15 protein-coding genes are annotated in these 17,038 nt (G+C 68.0%); 8 read left to right on the top strand and 7 right to left on the bottom strand.

The genetic code is table 11. From position 1 onward, the window contains the following. Positions 1-67: 67 nt before the first annotated feature. The 3 genes from FFS20_RS03865 to FFS20_RS03875 are packed head-to-tail and all read right to left on the bottom strand — an operon-like array spanning position 68 to position 2,554. The gene (locus tag FFS20_RS03865; protein ID WP_171006971.1) at positions 68-691 is read right to left on the bottom strand and encodes a hypothetical protein; all 624 of its coding nucleotides are present in this window, start codon (positions 689-691) and stop codon (positions 68-70) included. Next, positions 688-1,488 (bottom strand): pyrimidine reductase family protein, encoded by an 801-nt coding sequence (locus FFS20_RS03870; RefSeq protein ID WP_137824605.1) that lies wholly within the window; start codon positions 1,486-1,488, stop codon positions 688-690. Before FFS20_RS03870 ends, FFS20_RS03865 begins: the two co-directional genes overlap by 4 nt. 19 nt (positions 1,489-1,507) lie before the next feature. Further along, entirely contained in the window at positions 1,508-2,554 is a 1,047-nt protein-coding gene (locus FFS20_RS03875) for a Dyp-type peroxidase (protein WP_137824606.1), read from the bottom strand. Positions 2,555-2,807: 253 nt separating this feature from the next. Between FFS20_RS03875 and FFS20_RS03880 the strand changes: the two genes are divergently transcribed. Continuing rightward, positions 2,808-3,185 carry a DUF488 family protein gene (locus tag FFS20_RS03880; RefSeq protein WP_137824607.1) on the top strand — a complete coding sequence of 126 codons (378 nt, stop codon included), beginning with the start codon at positions 2,808-2,810 and terminating at the stop codon, positions 3,183-3,185. Positions 3,186-3,241: 56 nt separating this feature from the next. Here the strand turns inward: FFS20_RS03880 and FFS20_RS03885 are convergent, their stop codons facing one another. Further along, positions 3,242-3,451: a DUF5808 domain-containing protein gene (locus FFS20_RS03885; protein WP_137824608.1), complete on the bottom strand. Its 210-nt coding sequence runs from the start codon at positions 3,449-3,451 to the stop codon at positions 3,242-3,244. A 199-nt stretch (positions 3,452-3,650) separates the two neighbouring features. On the opposite strand from FFS20_RS03885, the gene FFS20_RS03890 reads away from it, so the two are divergent. From FFS20_RS03890 to FFS20_RS03900, 3 genes are all read left to right on the top strand, one after another. Then, positions 3,651-4,316 carry a TetR/AcrR family transcriptional regulator gene (locus tag FFS20_RS03890; RefSeq protein ID WP_137824609.1) on the top strand — a complete coding sequence of 222 codons (666 nt, stop codon included), beginning with the start codon at positions 3,651-3,653 and terminating at the stop codon, positions 4,314-4,316. Positions 4,317-4,491: 175 nt separating this feature from the next. Next, on the top strand, positions 4,492-6,108 hold the full coding sequence (locus FFS20_RS03895) for an MFS transporter (protein ID WP_249356615.1): 1,617 nt from the start codon (positions 4,492-4,494) through the stop codon (positions 6,106-6,108). Between the two features lie 669 nt (positions 6,109-6,777). Further along, positions 6,778-9,231 (top strand): HNH endonuclease signature motif containing protein, encoded by a 2,454-nt coding sequence (locus FFS20_RS03900; RefSeq protein WP_171006972.1) that lies wholly within the window; start codon positions 6,778-6,780, stop codon positions 9,229-9,231. Between the two features lie 60 nt (positions 9,232-9,291). Here the strand turns inward: FFS20_RS03900 and FFS20_RS03905 are convergent, their stop codons facing one another. Then, positions 9,292-9,693 (bottom strand): VOC family protein, encoded by a 402-nt coding sequence (locus FFS20_RS03905; RefSeq protein WP_137824611.1) that lies wholly within the window; start codon positions 9,691-9,693, stop codon positions 9,292-9,294. A gap of 197 nt (positions 9,694-9,890) precedes the next feature. Between FFS20_RS03905 and FFS20_RS03910 the strand changes: the two genes are divergently transcribed. The 3 genes from FFS20_RS03910 (at position 9,891) to FFS20_RS03920 (ending at position 14,556) form a co-directional block, all read left to right on the top strand. After that, positions 9,891-11,264: an NAD-dependent succinate-semialdehyde dehydrogenase gene (locus FFS20_RS03910; protein ID WP_137824612.1), complete on the top strand. Its 1,374-nt coding sequence runs from the start codon at positions 9,891-9,893 to the stop codon at positions 11,262-11,264. 275 nt (positions 11,265-11,539) lie between these two features. Beyond that, on the top strand, positions 11,540-11,800 hold the full coding sequence (locus FFS20_RS03915) for a hypothetical protein (RefSeq protein ID WP_137824613.1): 261 nt from the start codon (positions 11,540-11,542) through the stop codon (positions 11,798-11,800). A gap of 194 nt (positions 11,801-11,994) precedes the next feature. After that, the gene (locus FFS20_RS03920; protein ID WP_137824614.1) at positions 11,995-14,556 is read left to right on the top strand and encodes an excinuclease ABC subunit UvrA; all 2,562 of its coding nucleotides are present in this window, start codon (positions 11,995-11,997) and stop codon (positions 14,554-14,556) included. On the opposite strand, the gene FFS20_RS03925 is transcribed toward FFS20_RS03920, so the two are convergent. After that, positions 14,526-14,981: a MarR family transcriptional regulator gene (locus tag FFS20_RS03925; protein WP_137824615.1), complete on the bottom strand. Its 456-nt coding sequence runs from the start codon at positions 14,979-14,981 to the stop codon at positions 14,526-14,528. The two genes, FFS20_RS03920 and FFS20_RS03925, sit on opposite strands and share 31 nt — an antisense overlap. 152 nt (positions 14,982-15,133) lie before the next feature. Between FFS20_RS03925 and FFS20_RS03930 the strand changes: the two genes are divergently transcribed. After that, entirely contained in the window at positions 15,134-16,357 is a 1,224-nt protein-coding gene (locus FFS20_RS03930) for an MFS transporter (protein ID WP_249356620.1), read from the top strand. 7 nt (positions 16,358-16,364) lie between these two features. Here the strand turns inward: FFS20_RS03930 and FFS20_RS03935 are convergent, their stop codons facing one another. Continuing rightward, positions 16,365-17,030 (bottom strand): metal-dependent transcriptional regulator, encoded by a 666-nt coding sequence (locus FFS20_RS03935; RefSeq protein ID WP_212743280.1) that lies wholly within the window; start codon positions 17,028-17,030, stop codon positions 16,365-16,367. Positions 17,031-17,038 lie beyond the last annotated feature (8 nt).

Raw genomic sequence — 17,038 nt, forward strand, 5'->3', positions numbered from 1 at the left:
TCGATTCCGCGGCGTCGGATCGACACTCTGCGTCCGGAAGCTTCCGCCTCAGGCGGGAACCTCAGTCTCAGGCGGGAACCTCGGGCTGCGCGTCGCGTGCGGCCGGCACCGAGGCGGCGGGGGCGAGCGCCCAGAGTGCGAAGGCGAGCAGGACGAAGCCGGGAATGACGCCGGCGAGCACGGGAATGAATGCCGGGGCGGAGGCGAAGAAGGCGATGAATCCGGCGACGCCGAGCAGCGTGACGACGGTGGCGAGGACGTGGAAGCGGCCGAGCCTGAAGACGTACCCGAGTGCGTAGAAGTGCGTGCCGACGACGACGGCCACCCACGCGACGCCGAGCTCCGGGTAGCCGAGACCCGAGAGCAGCTTCGCGCCGCCGAAGAGTGCGAGCACTTCGACGGCGACGATGATCCAGTAGCTGCGGGAGAACGGGGTCGCGCCCTCGGGTCGGGGCTGTCCCCGGCGGCGACTGAGGCTGCGGAAGGCGAGGAACAGGATTCCCGCGAACGCCGCGATGCCGAGGACGATGACGAAGATCCGGCCGAAGGTCGAGAACCCGGCGCTGTTGACGATGAGGAAGACGAGGCCGAAGACGCCGGCGATGAGCGACCCGATCTCCGCGCCGTCGGCCGGTCGCGGCGTCGAGGCCGCCCCGGACGGGGGTTCGGGGGACTGTGGGGCCTCGGTCATGGTCGGCTCCTGAGCGAGCGGCTGTCTGCGGGGAATCGGTAGAGGAGATAGAGGTACCCGTCGTCGGTGGCGAGCACCGATGCGAGGTCGAGGGGAACCGGAGGATCGAAGGTCGGCCCGTGGACGATGCGGGTGCCTGTCCCGCCGACGATCTCAGGGGAACGAGTGAGGCAGAGTTCGTCGACGCACCCGGCGCGGACGAGTTCGGCGAAGACGCTCGGGCCGCCCTCGCAGACGATCCGGTGGAAGCCGCGGTCACGCAGCTGAGCGAGGGCGAGGGCGAAGTCGACGGCATCGACTCCGGCGACGATCACCTCGGCGACCTCGGATGCCCTCTCCCGCGCCGCGAGCGGGGAGGACTCGCTCGTGAGGACGATCGTCCGGGCGTCAGCCGGGGCGTCGGTGAACAGCGGTGCCGTGAAGTCGAGGGCGAGTCTCTCGGAGACGACGGCGAGCGGCGCAGTCGCACTGCGGCCGGCCCGCAGCGCACGCCACTGCGGGTCGTCCTCGGCGGGTCCGTACTCCTCGGTGCGGGCGGTTCCGGCGCCGACGATGATGACATCGGCGAGAGCGCGGTTGAGAGCGAAGACCGCCCGGTCGGTGGCGTTGCCGAGACCGCCGGCCCGCCCGGACACGGTCGCGGCGCCGTCGACGGAGGCGACGAACACCGCCCGGACCCAGGACTGCCCAGGACCTGCCGGGGCCGCGTGGTCCTGCGGGAAGGCGAAGGCCTCGGGCAGACTCAGCTGCGCGGGGTCTCCGGGGAGGATCCGGCGCACCGTCGGAGTCTCGCTCACCACCGGGTTCTCCTGCCGGTCAGTTCGGCGCCGTGCCGACCCCGCCGCTGTGGTCGCCGCCCGCGCCCGGAGTGCTCGCAACCTGAGTTCCCGACTCCGTGGTCGAGCCGAGGACCGAGGCGGGGTTGTCAAGGAAGTCGGCGGTGGGCACGAAGAACAGGCAGCCGGTGAGCGCGGTCGAGAAGTCGAGGATCCGGTCGTGGGTGGCGTCGCCGTCGCCCAGGAACATCCGTTCGAGCATCGTCTCCGTGACCGTCGGATCGGCGGCGTACCCGATGAAGTAGGTGCCGAACTCGCCGGACTCGACGGAGCCGAACACCATGTTGTCGCGCACGATCTTGCGCTCGGTGCCATCGGGTTCGGTGATGGTGTTGAGCACGATGTGGGAGTCGGGGGCCTTGTCCTTGTCGGGGAACTCCATGTCGGAGAGCTTGTGGCGGCCGAAGGCGTCCTGCTGCTCCTCGACGGTGATCGAGTTCCACTTCGGCAGATCGTGGATGTACTTCTGGACGATGACGTAGCTGCTGCCGGTGAAGTCCGGGTCCTCGTCGCCGACGAACACGGTGTCGACGGCGAGCTGGTCCTCGGGGTTGGCGGTGCCGTCGACGAAGCCGAGGATGTCGCGCTGGTCGAAGTAGCGGAACGCGTGGACCTCGTCGACGACATCGACATAGCCCTCGAGCTTGCTCATCAGCTGGCGGGTGAGTTCGAAGCTCATATCCGTCCGGTCCGAGCGGATGTGGAAGAGAAGGTCGCCGGGGGTCGACGGGGCGACGTGTTTGCCGCCCTTGAGCTCCTTGAAGGGATGGAGCTTCGCGGGGCGCTTCTGCGGGAAGAGACGATCCCAGAGGTCGGAGCCGATGCCGGTCACGCAGCTGAGGCCGGCCGCTTTGACGCGGAAGCCGACCGCGCGGATGACGCCGCCGATCTCGCCGAAGAAGTCGCGCACATGGTCCTCGGCACCGGGCTTGACGGTGACGACGAGGAAGACGCCCGACTGCGACGGCGGCTCGAGGACGTGCTGCGGGTTCGTGCTGTCCGGAGGGTTTCCATACTGCGTTGTCACTGAATCGTCTCCTCTTCCGCGAGCCCCGACAGTGCGAGGTCGGACGACAATCGTCCTTGGTCGGTCAGTATACGCGGCGAAAGCCGCCGTGAGGTGGACTCAGGCCGACGAATCCGCACCCCCTCGCCGGCCCGGCCCGTACCCCTCGCGCGCCGGTGTTCTCCCAGGTCGGAGCGTCGGTGACGAGAAGCGGCCGGGTGGCGCCGAGAGCTAGACTGGGTGGCTGAGCGACGATGGAAGGTGAGGGAGCACGATGGCGACGGAGCACAGTGTCCGAGTCCGGCGGATCTATGACGAGCCGAGCCCCGCTGACGGGGCGCGCATCCTCGTCGATCGCCTGTGGCCGCGCGGAGTGAGCAAGGAGCGAGCAGATCTCACCGAGTGGCTGAGGGACGTGGCCCCCTCGACGAGCCTGCGGAAGTGGTACTCCCACGACCCCGCGAAGTTCGCGGAGTTCTCCCGCCGCTACCGTGCGGAGCTCGACGATGACGACCACGCCGAGGCGTTCGCGGCGCTGCGCGAGTATGCGGAGAAGGGAACCGTCACCCTCCTCACCGCATCGAAGCACGCCGAGATCAGCGAGGCCGCCGTCCTCGACCACGTCCTCGAGCACTCAGGCGAGGAGGGGTAGGCGGCCGCTCCGCGCTCGGGTTCACTGCGCTCCAACCCCACACCGGCAGCGTTGGGTCAGAACGCGACGCCCCAGACGATGACGGCAACGATGATGATGAGCGCGATGAGCGTCCAGATGCTGCCGAAGTTGAGCGTCCAGCCGACGCCGAATCTCTTCGGGACGAGGAAGCCGGGATCCCGCGGACAGAAATAGAGGAGGCCGAGCTTCCAGTTCGCGTCGTTCTCCCGCATCGCCTGCTTCTCACCTGCGCTCAGCGAACTCATCGCGTCTCACCTCTCGCTCGACTCGTGCCGCCCCTTCTCACTGCGCGTCTCACCATTTGCCGACCGTCCTGCGAGGTCACAGCACTGATCGACCAACTCTGCCGACGCTGATGACGACATCCGCTGTCAGGGTACACTCGCCTCGGCGATGGGGAAATTTTATTGGACACCAATGTCCATAATGATCTACGCTCGAGCCATGGGCAGGAAGAAGACGTTCGACGAACAGGCGGTCATCGACGCCGCGATCGCCGTGTTCAGCGAGCACGGGTACGCGGGAACGGACGTCGGACTCGTGTGCGAGCGCGCCGGGATCGGCCGGTCGAGCTTCTACAACACATTCGAGAGCCTCGACGCCGTCTTCCTCCGCGCGCTCAGCGACTACACGGCCACGGGCATCCCACTGCGTGAGCACCTGGGCACGAGCACACTGCCGGCTCCGGTGCTCGTCTTCGAGCGCCTCGGCGGGGCTCTGGCGCAGCAGTGCGCGGATGAGAAGCGCACCGGATGCCTCTCAGCGAACACCGCCGCCGAACTCGGCCGGGAGGTCGACGCCGTGTGCACGATCCTCGACCCCGACCGCACCGCGTGGCTTGCGACCTATCGCGCGCTTCTCGACCGCGGTCAGACCGAGGGGCACATCCGCCCGGACCTCGATGCCGCCGTCACCGCCGAGCTCATCCACAGCGTGCTCGCCGGCCTTCGCATCGCCGCCCGCGTCATGCCCGCCGACAACGTCCAGGCCCAGGCCAGGACCTTCGTCGAAAGCCTCTGCACCCCGGACGGGGTGACCACCCTGGCCGCGGAGACTCCGGTGATTCCGGAGACTCCGGTGACTCCGGCGCCTCTGCCCTCGTCCACCTGACCGCACCGACACCGGCGGCGTGCCCGCGCTGCGCGACGTGCCCCGCCCCTACTGCCGACTGAACGAGGCTCGACTGACTGCCGGTCGCGCTACTGCCGCACGACGCTCCACTGACCGCCGGACGCTCCCCGCACGACGCCCCGCACGACGCTCCGCCGACCGAAAGCAGGACAGCATGACCACCCCCGACCGCGCCTCGGCTGATGCCGCCCCCGGCTCTGCCCAGACCCCTGGCCACGCCACCGCGCCCGCTGCCCCCGAACCGAGACCGCGCGTTCCCGGCCAGGTCTACCTGCTCGCCGCAGTGATCTTCTGCCTCGGCACCTCGGAGTTCATGATCGCGGGCATCCTCGAGCCGATCAGCGGCGACCTCGCCATCTCGATCCCACAGGCCGGCCTCCTCATCACAGGATTCGCCATCGGCATGATCGTCGGGGCGCCCGCCATGGCCCTGCTCACCCTCAAACTTCCGCGCCGGGCGACGATGATCATCACGATCGTCGCCTTCTCAGCGCTCCACATCCTCGGCGCTCTTGCCCCCGACTACACCGTTCTCATGGTCAGCCGCGTCCTCTCCGCGATCGCGTGCGGTGGATTCTGGGCGGTTGCCGCCGTGCACACGACGCGGATCGCGCCTCCCGCCGTGCACGGCCGGGCGCTCGCGAGCCTCGTCGGCGGACTCACCGTGGCGAACCTCGTCGGCGTGCCGATGGGCACGTGGATCGGCACGCAGTTCGGCTGGCGCGCGACCTTCTGGGCCGTCGCCGTCGTCACCGCGCTCGCCGCGATCCTCATCGCCATCGCCACCCGCCCGCGAGCGACACCGAACGACGCGCGCGGAGCCGCAGCCGGAGCCCACGACCCTGCGACCGGCGCCCACGACCCTGCGACCGTCGAGGACCATCGCGCCGACATTCACCTCCCGACTCTCATCCGCGCCGAGCTCGTCGCCTTCCGGGGCCCGCGGATCTGGCTCGCACTCGGCACGACAGCGCTCTTCCAGGCGTCCGTGTTCGCCGCCTTCTCGTACTTCTCCCCGCTCCTCACCCAGGTCGCCGGACTCTCGCACGACCTCGTGCCCGGTGTGCTCGCCGCCTTCGGCGTCGGCGCGTTCATCGGGGTCGTCATCGGCGGCCGCCTCGCCGACCGCACCGTCTTCGGCAACATCGTCGGCAGCCTCACCGCACTCGCGATCAGCCTGTTCGCGCTGTGGCTCGTCGCCGACGTGGGCTGGGCGGCGATCGTGGCGATGGTCCTCGTCGGGGCGAGCGGCTTCTCGATCGCCGGCGCCCTCAACGCCCGAGTGTTCCAGATCGCGACCGAGGCGCCGACCCTCGCGGCCAGCGTCAACACCTCAGCGTTCAATGTCGGCAATGCGCTCGGGCCCGCTGCCGGCGCGGCGGTCATCGCCCTCGGCTGGGGATTCCGGGCGCCGGTCATCGTCGCGATCCTCCTCGCCCTCACCGCGCTCCTCGTCGCCGGCATCGCGATCCGCTTCGAACGGCGCTGGCGTGCGCGTGATCAGCAGTCCCTCGCCGAGGTGACCGTCCCCATGTCATCGACTGCGGAGACTGCATCCGGTGAGGGTGCGGTTTCCGGGGAGGCGTCCGGTGAGGTTGCGTGTTCTGGGGCAACGTCCGGTGAGGTTGCCGGCGCCGAGCCTGCGCAACCCGGGATCGCGCCCGGTGGGACTCCACGTCCGGAAGCGGAGACTGCTGAATCTGCGTGCGCCGGAGCTGGAACCGCTGAGGCTGGATGCTCGGCGAGGGGCGGCATCGACGAGGCGAGGTGAGCCGTCTCGCGGGTCTCCTTTCCCTGTCCTCACCCTTGATCGGCCGGTCACGGTCGCAGCCTTGGCCCCTTTCTGCATGGCATCCGCTCTGAGAACGTGTGAAAGCCCGTGGTGAGAGCGTGCATCGATACCGGCGTTCGTCCACGAACTCCGAGTCACATCCCTGCCGCGATTCGAATCAGTGCACTCTCGTGTCAGTGCCGAATGCCATCATTGAAGGACAAAGAGAAGAGCTGACGGAAGCGAGACTGAAAACACTTCTAATGAATTTCGAATCAACTGTTGACTTCATCTCTCCTAATTGTTTACTATTGATGTACTAGTTTGTTCCATTGATTCGTGGCACCACTCTTCCCCGACACTGTTGTCTGAGGCAGGTGAAACACAATGCGCGGCACCACTGCTCCTTCGAGCAGTCATGATGATCCGATCCCCGTCGATGTCCCCGACATCGACGCACACCCACCTGCGCGCGCCGCTGGATCACCCGATTCTCTCGCTGAATCCCCCGTCTCCCAGTTTCCGGGCAACGGCTCCGTATCTTCGGGCAACGACTCCGTGTCTTCGGGCAGTGGCGCCGTGTCCTCGGGCACCTCCCGTTACACATTGCGCGTCGGATCGAGCATCACGGATTTCGCCCAGGCATCGGCAGCAGTCGATCGTGCTCAGATGACGGTCTTCGAGCTCACCGCCGGAATCATCCTCGGTGAGGCCGCTGCCGACCTCGACCTTCCCGCGCCAGGCGACGGCGAACCATACAGGTTCGCGTCACTCTCGGAATCAGTCCTGCGCGCCACCACTGGCGCGACGAGGGACAATGCCATCGGTGGTGACAGTGACGACGCCCCCGGGACTGACGCTGGCATCCCCGGGACTGACGCTGCCGCCCCCGGAGTCGACTCCAGCGCAGCTGACTCGAACGCCGGTGGCGAAGCGGAAGACCACGACGGAGACCGCGACCGAGACGAGGCCCCGGCACTGCCCGAGTTCCTCCACTTCTCGCTCGACACGACCTTCGCGGCGTGGGTGCACGACCATGTGCGCAGCGAACACGTCGCCGAGACATCGACGATCCTCGGCACGACCACGGCTCGCTCATATCGGCACTTCACCCAGTCGATGACCCTGATCTTCGGGCTCCCGCGATTCACCGCTCGTGCCCTCGACGGCCAATTCACCCACGCTCAGGTCGTCGCCGTCGCCGACCTCTGCCAGACCGTGGCCTTCAGGCATCTGCCAGAGCTCGACGACCATCTCGCGACCCGTCGAGCCGACATCACCTCCGACACCCTGCGCGCATCACTGCGCAAGAAGATCAATCTGCTGCAGACCCCGGCCGACCGTGCCGAGGTAGCTGCCGAACGGCGCCGCGTCAGCGTCGAGACGTTCTCCGACGGTTCTGCCTGCCTCATGGTGAACGGACCCGCGGACGAGATCCATGCCTGCTTCGCACGCGTCCAGGCGATGGCGAGGGCGATCCATGCCGGACAGACGAACACGTTCGGGCTTCCTTCGCGGATCGAGATCATCGATGAGCGTGACATCAACGCCCTCATGTGCGACATCCTGCTCCGCCCCCAGCCGAAGCTTCGCATCCGGGTTCGGGAGATCGACCCGGTGACGGGGATCGAAAGCGAACGGTCGGCCTCGATGCTCGATGACACCGGAGAACCGCTGTTCTCCGCCGATGAGCGCAGCATCTCCGGCCTGACGGATCTCCTCGATCCCCCAGCGGCCCCAGATCGGAACACGAGCGCTGAACCGACCGCCACAGGCAATGGACCCACGATCGCCGATCCGCGCACCGGCGGCGACCACCGTCCGCCCGCCGACCCGAGCGCGCCTGCCGATCCGCGCACCACCCCAGGTCCGAACACGAGCACCGGTGCACCCGAGGCCACAGCTGCGCCTTGGAGCCCAGGCTCGGCCTTCTTTCCCGGTCCGCCGCCCCATCCCGTGCCACGGGAGTATTTCATCGACGTCTCAATGCCGACGGGTCCGCACTGGATCCGCAATCAGGCAGGACTCGTCGTCACGCTTCCGCTCATGTCGCTCCTCGGCGACTCGAACCTGCCCGGCGTTCTGCCCGACGGCTCTCCGATCCCCGCGGAGACGGCACGACGCATCGCCGCCGGCTCGCCCACGCTCACGCGCATCCTCACCGACCCGGCCACGGGCACTCCGATCAACGCCCAGGCGAAGACCTATGCGATTCCCCAGCAGGTGAGAAGAACACTCATCTCCCAATGGACGGTGTGCACTGTGCCGGGCTGTCGGAGAACAGCGGAGAAGTCTGAGATCGACCATGTCGACCCCTACAACCATGACGACCCGAGCCACGGCGGACTGACGCGGTTCGGCAACCTCCATCCCCTGTGCAAGAAGGACCACGCGCTCAAGACTGCCCGGCGATATTCGGTGCGCATGGCGGACCGGGGGTCGGCGACCCCGGCCATCGACTACCAATTCGGTCACGGCCTCATGACCACGGTGACAGCACCCGACCAGCCGATCAATGCGGCACAGGCGATCGAACTCTACGAGCTCCTCCAGGAGAAGCCGCTGCGACGAGCCGTGCCGGACCATGAGGTGCCCGACGAATCCGCAATCGTCGAGGTCATGCCCACCGAAGAGCAGATCGCCGAGTGGGAGGCCGAACGACGTCGAGTCGCGGACGAGGCCGCTCGGCAGAAAGCGATGAAGGACGCCATCGCCCGCTCCGAAGCCGCCCGGCGCAGACGCCGGCTCTGGCTGGCCCTCCATTGGAATGAGATCGACTGGAACGAGATCGACCACCGGAAGAGCCTCCCGCCGGGATCCGATCTGCTCACGACGCAGGCACTGCCACCAGGCCCCAGCGGCCGCAGACCCCGCCGCACCGAACCCGATCCCGAACAGCTGGCGGCCGAGCGGAGATGGCGTACCAGATCGTCGACGCCGTGCGCGTACTTCGACACGAGGATCGCCGAGGCGGTAGCCGAGCACTTCCCGGGCAATGAGACGTTCACCGATGACGGCGCCATCGGCCCCGACGACCCACTCGAATACCCTCAGAACTTCGGTGCAGGCTCGGATGAGAGGATCTGGGACCACGACCCCGCATCCGATCCGCCCCCGTTCTGACCGGGACCGAAGCTCAGTGGGCCGTGCCGGGACTCTGCCGGGAGGAGCGTCGCACCGTCATCAGAGCGACTCGGAGCTCTCCGGGAACTCCGCTCCCGGGGCGGGCTCCCACAGTTCGATCCGGTTGCCTTCGGGATCGGTCACCCACCCGAAGCGTCCGATCCCCTCCATCTCCTGGATCTCATCGATGACGTCCGCTTCGGCGGCCTGCAGCTGCTCGAGCATCGCGTCGAGATCGTCCACGCGGAAGTTGAGCATCGTCTGCTGTCGGTCGACACCGTCGGGCCGTGACCCGAAGTAGTCGGTCTCGTCCTCGAACGCCGCGACCACCGTCGGTCCCGCCGCCTGACGCCACACCCCGTCCGTCATGTCGATGCCGAGCATGTCCTGATACCACGCGGAAACCGCCTCGGGGTCACGGGTACGCATGAAGTATCCGCCGATTCCGTTCACTCTCTCCATGCCAGCCACCTTACGATCGGGCTCCGCCCACGGGAACCCCCACTGCTCACCGAAACTCTCTGCACGCACCCGACCCCCACCTCGGCGCGTATCCCACCATTCGGGAATCTCAGGAATGGGGCCCGCACACGAAGCGTTCCGCTGACAGGTCTACGCTCGACAGTGACCACGACTTCCACATGCGAAAGGACATCCCCATGAGCAGATTCGCTGTCACCAACGCCAACACTGGTGAGCTGGAGGAGGAATTCCCCTCGGTTCCCGTCGAGGAGATTCCCGGTTACATCGACCGCGGTCATGACGCCTTCACCGCGTGGAAGGACACCCCGCTCATCGAACGCTCGGCGATCCTCCGCCGGTTCGCCGACCTCGTCGACGCCAACGCCGACGAGATGACCGACATCATCGGTCGGGAGATGGGCAAGCCGAAGCAGCAGGGCCTCGCCGAGGTCGACAAGGTCGCCCGCACAGCCCGCTGGTTCGCCGACCACGCCCACATGTACCTCAATCCGACCGAGCTGCCGTCTGCCGGAGCCGCCCGCAGCTACGTCCGCCACGACCCTCTCGGCGTGCTGCTCGGCATCATGCCGTGGAACTTCCCGTACAACCAGATCGCCCGCTTCGTCATCCCCAACCTCGTCGTCGGGAACGCGATCATCATGAAGCAGGCCTCGATCTGTCCGAAGTCCTCCCAGTACTTCGCCGACCTCCTCGTCGAGGCGGGCCTTCCGGTCGGCGTGTATCAGAACATCTACCTCGACAGCTCCCACGCCGAGGAGGTGCTCAAGGATCCGCGGGTCAAGGGCTTCTCGCTCACCGGGTCCGAGGCCGCCGGTGCCTCCGTCGCGGGAATCGCGGCGAAATACCTCAAGCGCTCGGTCCTCGAGCTCGGCGGCAATGATCCGCTCGTCGTCCTCGACTCGACCGACGTGCCGGCGCTGGCGAAGAAGGTCGTCGGCATCCGCCTGACGAACGCGGGCCAGGTGTGCACCTCGCCGAAGCGATTCATCGTCGTCGACGAGCTCTACGACGAATTCGTCGCCGAGGCGAAGAAGGCCGTCGAGGCGACGAAGGTCTCGACCTTCGACGATCCCGAGGTCGGGATGGGACCGCTGTCGTCGGAGAGCGCCCGCGATGAGATCGTCGAGCGGATCGCGAAGTCCGTCGAGGACGGCTCGACCCTGGTCACCGGGGGCCAGAAGCTCGACCGACCCGGCTGGTTCATGTCTCCGGCCCTGCTCACCGACATCGACCCGGACTCCGATCTCGGCTGCAACGAGCTCTTCGGACCGGCGGTGATGATCTACCGTGCGAAGGACGAAGAGGACGCGCTGCGCATCGCCAACCACTCCGACTACGGACTGATGAGCTCGGTGTGGACGGACGACCTCGAGAAGGGCGAGCGCTTCGCCGCCCGGATCAACGCCGGCATGAGCTTCGTCAACTCGCACATGGAATCCGGTCCGGAGTACCCGTTCGGCGGGATCAACCGCTCCGGCTACGGGCGCGAGAACGCCGAGTGGGCGCTGCGCTCATTCACCAACGAGCACCTCATCCGCGTCCACGCCTGACCCCGCGGCGAGTCCGACACTGCCGACCTCACCGGCCTGCGGTGGGGTCCGACGCCCGAGCGCCCACCGTCATGCGGACGGTGGGCGCTCGCACAGTGATCGGTGCCGGCGTCCGTGGGCGGGCCTGTCATCGGCGGCAATGTCAGCTGACAATGATGTTTGTCGCCATTCGGGGTGGACAGCCCCACCGGGCGGTGCCAGACTGAACATCCACCCAACGGGGCCCGACCCATCGCGCCACGGGGTATCGCCCCACTGTCGAGAAAGGTCTGCACATGTCCGAGAACACCAACGAATCCGGTTCCGTCACCGCTTCCGAAGCCGCCCGCATCATGGACGACCCCAACTCCACCGAGGAGCAGCGTTCGGTCGCCGCCAGTGTGCTGCGCCAGTCCGGCGGGCGCGACGGGGAGACGAGCGCCTGGGTCGCCTCCGAAGCCGGAGACCTCACCCGCGAGGGTGACTCCGAGGAGGTTCGCTCCGTCGCCGCCAGCGATCTGTCCCAGTCGGACAAGGAACGCGACGAGAACTCCTGACCCCTGACGGCACTGCCCCTCGCGGCACCGCCTCAGGCCGGTGGCGATCTCGCCACCGGCCTGTCGCATGCCCGGTGCTCCTCCCGCCGATGGCAAGATCGAATCCCGGCGGCATGAGGCGAACCGCCGACACCACCGCCGCGACACCACCGCCGTGACGGTGACGCAGCGAACATGACGAAAAGGACGCTGACATGGACGAACGCGACGTCGTTGCCGGGCACATCGCGGTTCGCGGCGCCCACGAGCACAACCTCCGCGACATCGACATCGACATCCCCCGCGACACCGTCGTCGCCTTCACCGGCATCTCCGGTTCGGGAAAGTCCTCGCTGGCCTTCGGCACGATCTACACGCACTCCCGGCAGCGCTACCTCGAATCCGTCGCCCCCTGCGCCCGGCGCCTCATCGACCAGGGTTCGCCACCGCGGGTCCGCCTCATCACGGGACTGCCGCCGGCCGTCGCCCTCCGGCAGCAGCAGTCCGGCAGCACCCGCTCGACCGTGGGCACCGTCTCCCGGGTCTCCAACGTCCTCCGCATGCTCTACTCGCGGTCCGGCACCTACCCCGAGGGCTACCGTCCCGCCGATCTCGCCGGCACGTTCCCCCGGGACGCCGCACCGCTGGACTCCGACAGCTTCTCCCCGAACACCGCAGTCGGCGCATGCCGGACCTGCTCGGGCATGGGGCGCCTCCTCCAGGTCGCTGACGACCTCCTCGTCGGCGATCCTCACCTGAGCATCGACGACGGCGCGATCGTCGCGTGGCCGGGGGCCTTCGGCGGGAAGAACAACCGGCGCGTCCTCCGCGACCTCGGCATCGACATCACCGTCCCGTTCGACTCCCTGCCCGCAGACACCCGGGAGTGGGTGCTCACGACCGACGACCAGCCCACCATCGTCGTCAAGGAGGGCTACAAGGGCACGTACATGAGCCCCAAGCGCTGGGTCGAGCACACGTTCGCCGACTCACCGTCGGCGAGGATGCGGGCGAAGGCCGCGTCCTTCATGACCGACAGGCTCTGCCCGACCTGCCACGGCAAGCGGCTCAATCCCGAAGCGCTCGCAGTGACGATCGCCGGCATCGACATCGCCGAGGCGGCCCGCCTTCCCCTCACCGGTCTCGTCTCCTTCCTCGAATCCGCCCGCACCCATCCGGCGACGACCGCGCTCTCCGTCGAACGCCACCAGGCTGCGCAGGCGCTCATCGACGCCCTCGTCAGCCAGCTGGGCACGATGATCGACCTCGGCCTCGGCTATCTCGAGGTCGCCCGCCCCACCTCGACGCTCTCGAGCGGTGAGCTCAAGCGCCTCCACCTGGCCACCCAGCTGCGCAGCGGCCTCTTCGGCGTCCTCTACGTGCTCGACGAACCCTCGGCCGGTCTCCATCCCGCCGACCTCGAGCTCCTCCTAGCCGCCCTCACGCGGCTCAAGGACGACGGCAACACCGTCTTCGTCGTCGAGCACAGTGCGCAGGTCGTCCGCGCCGCCGATTGGATCGTCGACCTCGGTCCCGGCGCCGGTCGGTACGGGGGTGAGGTGCTCTTCAACGGACCGTCGGCCGGTCTCGCCGAGGTGGTCGACTCGGTCACTGCCCGCTACCTCGGCGCGACGCCTCCGCTTCCACCGGGCGGGTCGGGGGCGCGGCAGCTCACCGATTGGGTCGAGCTCCACGACGTCACCGGGCACAACCTCACCGGCATCGACGTCCGGCTGCCGCTCCATGCGCTCTCGGCGATCACCGGAGTCTCGGGCTCTGGGAAGACCTCCGTGCTCACGGCCCTGGCCGATGCTGTCCGCGCCCACCTCGACTCGGCCGAAGTCGCCGCCGATGAGGAGCGCAATCCGGCCGCCGTCGAGATCGGGGACGAACTCGTCCACGGGGTGCCCGTGTGGGATCTCGGCAGCGATGAGCTGACGACGGCATCGACGTCCGGCCTCGATGCCCTCGACCGCATCATCGTCGTCGACCAGAAGCCGATCGGGCGGACCTCCCGGTCGACACCGGCCACCTACACCGGCCTCTTCGACGGCGTCCGCAGGCTCTTCGCGGCCCAGGCGGGGGCGAAGGAGCGCGGCTACGGCGTCGGTCGGTTCTCGTTCAACCAGCCGGAGGGACGGTGCCCGGTCTGCCTCGGTGACGGAGTCGTGAGCATCGAGCTCCTCTTCATGCCGACGGAGACGGCGCCGTGTCCCAAATGCCACGGCAAGCGCTACAACCCCGAGACCCTCGAGGTCACCTACCGGGATCGGACGATCGCCGATGTGCTCGCGATGACCGTCGATGAGGCCGCGGACTTCCTCGCCGAGGTGCCGGTGGCGGCAACGATCCTCACCCTGCTGCAGAACATCGGACTCGGCTACGTCAGCCTCGGGCAGAGCGCGCCGACCCTCTCCGGCGGGGAGGCGCAGCGGATCAAGCTCGTCTCCGAACTCCACCGGTCATCGCGCGGGCGCAGCCTCTACATCCTCGACGAGCCGACGACGGGTCTCCACCCGGCCGACATCGACATGCTCATCGGTCAGCTCCAGCGGCTCGTCGACGCCGGGAACACCGTCGTCATCGCCGATCACGATCTGCGCACGCTGAGCGTCGTCGACTGGATCGTCGACCTCGGCCCCGGGGCCGGCACGGACGGCGGGTCGATCGTCGCGACGGGAACCCCCGCGGACCTCGCCGCCCAGGGAGCCGACTCCACGGCCAACGGCGCCGGCCTCACCGCCGCTTACCTCGCAGCGGCCGGGGCCTCGGCGTAGAGCGCAGTGACGAGCGGTTCGAGTTCGGGCATCTCGCGAGCTTCGGCGAGGGTCTCCTCGAGCACCCGGTCATGCGTCGGGTGCGCGGCGAGGAGCAGCTTCTCCCCTGCCGGTGTGAGCTCGGTGTAGATGCCGCGCCGGTCATCGGCGCAGAGGATGCGGGTGAGCAGCCCCCGATCCTCGAGGCGAGTGACGAGCCGCGTCGTCGCGCTGCTCGAGAGCGCCGCCGCCCGGGCGAGCTGACTCATCCGCATATGCCACCCGTCCTGCCTGCTCAGGGCGTCGAGCACGGTGAATTCGACGACGGAGAGCTCGTGTTCGCGCTGCAGGCTCTTCTCGAGCCGGGTGTCGATGAGGCCGTGGAGCGCGGCCAGGGTGCGCCAGCCGCGGGCGCGGATCTCCACGGCGTCGTCCCTGATGCCCATGTGTTCCTCCTCGCAATCTCGGTCTTCCCATAATACACCACTTGCGCCGATAGAGCGCGTGTGCAAATATCTATGTCGATGCGTCTGCAACTACTGCACACGCCGCATATTGCACGAGCACCTCACAGATCATCGTTCCGAAAGGACACCTCATGCCACTCGCGCTCCTCGCACTCGCCATCGGCGGGTTCGGAATCGGACTCACGGAGTTCGTCATCATGGGCCTGCTGCCCGAGGTCGCCGCCGACTTCGCCGTCACGGAGACCGTCGCCGGCTACCTCATCTCCGGCTACGCCCTCGCCGTCGCGATCGGCGCCATCCTCATCACCGTCGCCCTGACCAGGGTCAACCGCAAGACCGCACTCATCGGCCTCATGGTCCTCTTCATCATCGGCAATGCGCTCTCCGCGCTCGCCCCGACCTACGAGATGATGATGATCGGGCGCATCGTCGCCGCGCTCTGCCATGGCGCGTTCTTCGGCATCGGCTCGGTCGTCGCCGCGGGACTCGTCGCCCCGAATCGGCAGGCCGCTGCCATCTCGATGATGTTCGCGGGCCTGACCAGCGCCAACGTCCTCGGTGTTCCCCTCGGCACGTTCCTCGGCCAGGCCGCCGGCTGGCGCTCGACCTTCTGGGCGATCGCGATCATCGGCATCATCGCCCTCATCGGCATCGTCACCCTCATCCCCAAGGACGCCGGGCGCGCGACCGGGACCGGCAGCATCCTCGGCGAGTTCCGGATCTTCCGCACACCGCAGGTGTGGGCCTCGATCCTGCTCACCGTCCTCGGCTACGGCGGCATGTTCGGCGCCTTCACCTACATGGCGTTCACCCTCACCGGCGTCTCCGGGTTCGCCGCCTCGACCGTGCCGTGGCTCCTCGTCCTCTTCGGCGTCGGACTCTTCATCGGCAACTTCCTCGGCGGGCGCGCTGCCGATCGCAACCTCGGTGCCACTCTGCTCACCCTGCTCATCGGTCTCGTCGTCATCCTCGCCGTGTTCTCGCAGGTCGCAGGCTCGCAGCCGGCGGCGATCATCGCGCTCTTCCTGATGGGCGGCTTCGGCTTCGCCACTGTGCCGCCGTTGCAGATGCGCATCATGAACCACTCGGGAACGGCGCAGACCCTCGGATCGGGTGCGAACATCGCCGCGTTCAACGTCGGCAATGCCTTCGGTGCCTGGGTCGGCGGGCTGACGATCGCCGCGGGCCTCGGCTACGCCTCCCCGCTCTGGGCCGGCGCGCTCGTCACCCTGGCCGGCCTCGTCGTCTTCGTCATCGCCGGGCTCTCCCGCGGCGGAGAGCTGCGCCGAGGCGGCCCGACCACCCGTGACGAGAAGACTCCGGAGACCGCTGAGACTCCGGCGACCGCGGGCTGAGGCCTCCTCACCATCCCACCCGGATCGCCTCGGCGGCGCTGAGGGCGAGTTCGACGGACACGCCGTCGATGCTCACCCCGATCGCCGAGGCGGCCGGGTTGACGGCTGTCACCTGGAGAACCGTGCCGAGCACGATGCCGCGGTCCTTCAGGTAGCGCAGCAGCTCGGGGGACCGATCGGAGACGCGAACGACGGTGACATCGCGACCGACGGTCACCTCGGCGAGCGAGAGATTCGGTGCGGCCGCGGTGTGACCGTCGGCATCGGGGATCGGATCACCGTGCGGGTCCCGGGTGGGACCGCCGAGGACGGCATCCATCCGCTCGAGCACGAGGTCGGAGACCGCATGCTCGAGCCGGTCGGCTTCGTCGTGGACCTGGTCCCAGCTCAGCCCGAGCTTCTCGACGAGGTAGGTCTCGACGATCCGGTGCCGACGGACGATCTCGACGGCGATCTCCTGCCCGGCAGGGGTGAGCGCGATCGCCCCGTAGGGCTCGTAGTCGAGGTAGCCGTCCTTCGCGAGCTTCTTGAGGTTCGCCGAAACCGTCGAGGCGGTCACGCCCAGCTGTTCGGCGAGGTCCGTCGTGGAGGGACGGCCTCCCGGCCATTCGTAGGCCTTCCAGATGAGGGTGACGTAGTCCTCGACCATGCGGGTGACTGCGGGACGTGGCACGTTGACCA

Origin of the sequence: Brevibacterium sp. 2SA, assembly GCF_005502845.1 — a bacterium.
Classification (GTDB): Bacteria; Actinomycetota; Actinomycetes; order Actinomycetales; family Brevibacteriaceae; genus Brevibacterium.

Bases quoted from the DNA above. Each gene is read 5' to 3' on its own strand.
- FFS20_RS03865 (WP_171006971.1), bottom strand. From the start codon at position 691: ATGACCGAGGCCCCACAGTCCCCCGAACCCCCGTCCGGGGCGGCCTCG.
- FFS20_RS03880 (WP_137824607.1), top strand. From the start codon at position 2,808: ATGGCGACGGAGCACAGTGTCCGAGTCCGGCGGATCTATGACGAGCCG.
- FFS20_RS03885 (WP_137824608.1), bottom strand. From the start codon at position 3,451: ATGAGTTCGCTGAGCGCAGGTGAGAAGCAGGCGATGCGGGAGAACGAC.
- FFS20_RS03890 (WP_137824609.1), top strand. From the start codon at position 3,651: ATGGGCAGGAAGAAGACGTTCGACGAACAGGCGGTCATCGACGCCGCG.
- FFS20_RS03895 (WP_249356615.1), top strand. From the start codon at position 4,492: ATGACCACCCCCGACCGCGCCTCGGCTGATGCCGCCCCCGGCTCTGCC.
- FFS20_RS03900 (WP_171006972.1), top strand. From the start codon at position 6,778: ATGACGGTCTTCGAGCTCACCGCCGGAATCATCCTCGGTGAGGCCGCT.
- FFS20_RS03905 (WP_137824611.1), bottom strand. From the start codon at position 9,693: ATGGAGAGAGTGAACGGAATCGGCGGATACTTCATGCGTACCCGTGAC.
- FFS20_RS03910 (WP_137824612.1), top strand. From the start codon at position 9,891: ATGAGCAGATTCGCTGTCACCAACGCCAACACTGGTGAGCTGGAGGAG.
- FFS20_RS03915 (WP_137824613.1), top strand. From the start codon at position 11,540: ATGTCCGAGAACACCAACGAATCCGGTTCCGTCACCGCTTCCGAAGCC.
- FFS20_RS03920 (WP_137824614.1), top strand. From the start codon at position 11,995: ATGGACGAACGCGACGTCGTTGCCGGGCACATCGCGGTTCGCGGCGCC.
- FFS20_RS03925 (WP_137824615.1), bottom strand. From the start codon at position 14,981: ATGGGCATCAGGGACGACGCCGTGGAGATCCGCGCCCGCGGCTGGCGC.
- FFS20_RS03930 (WP_249356620.1), top strand. From the start codon at position 15,134: ATGCCACTCGCGCTCCTCGCACTCGCCATCGGCGGGTTCGGAATCGGA.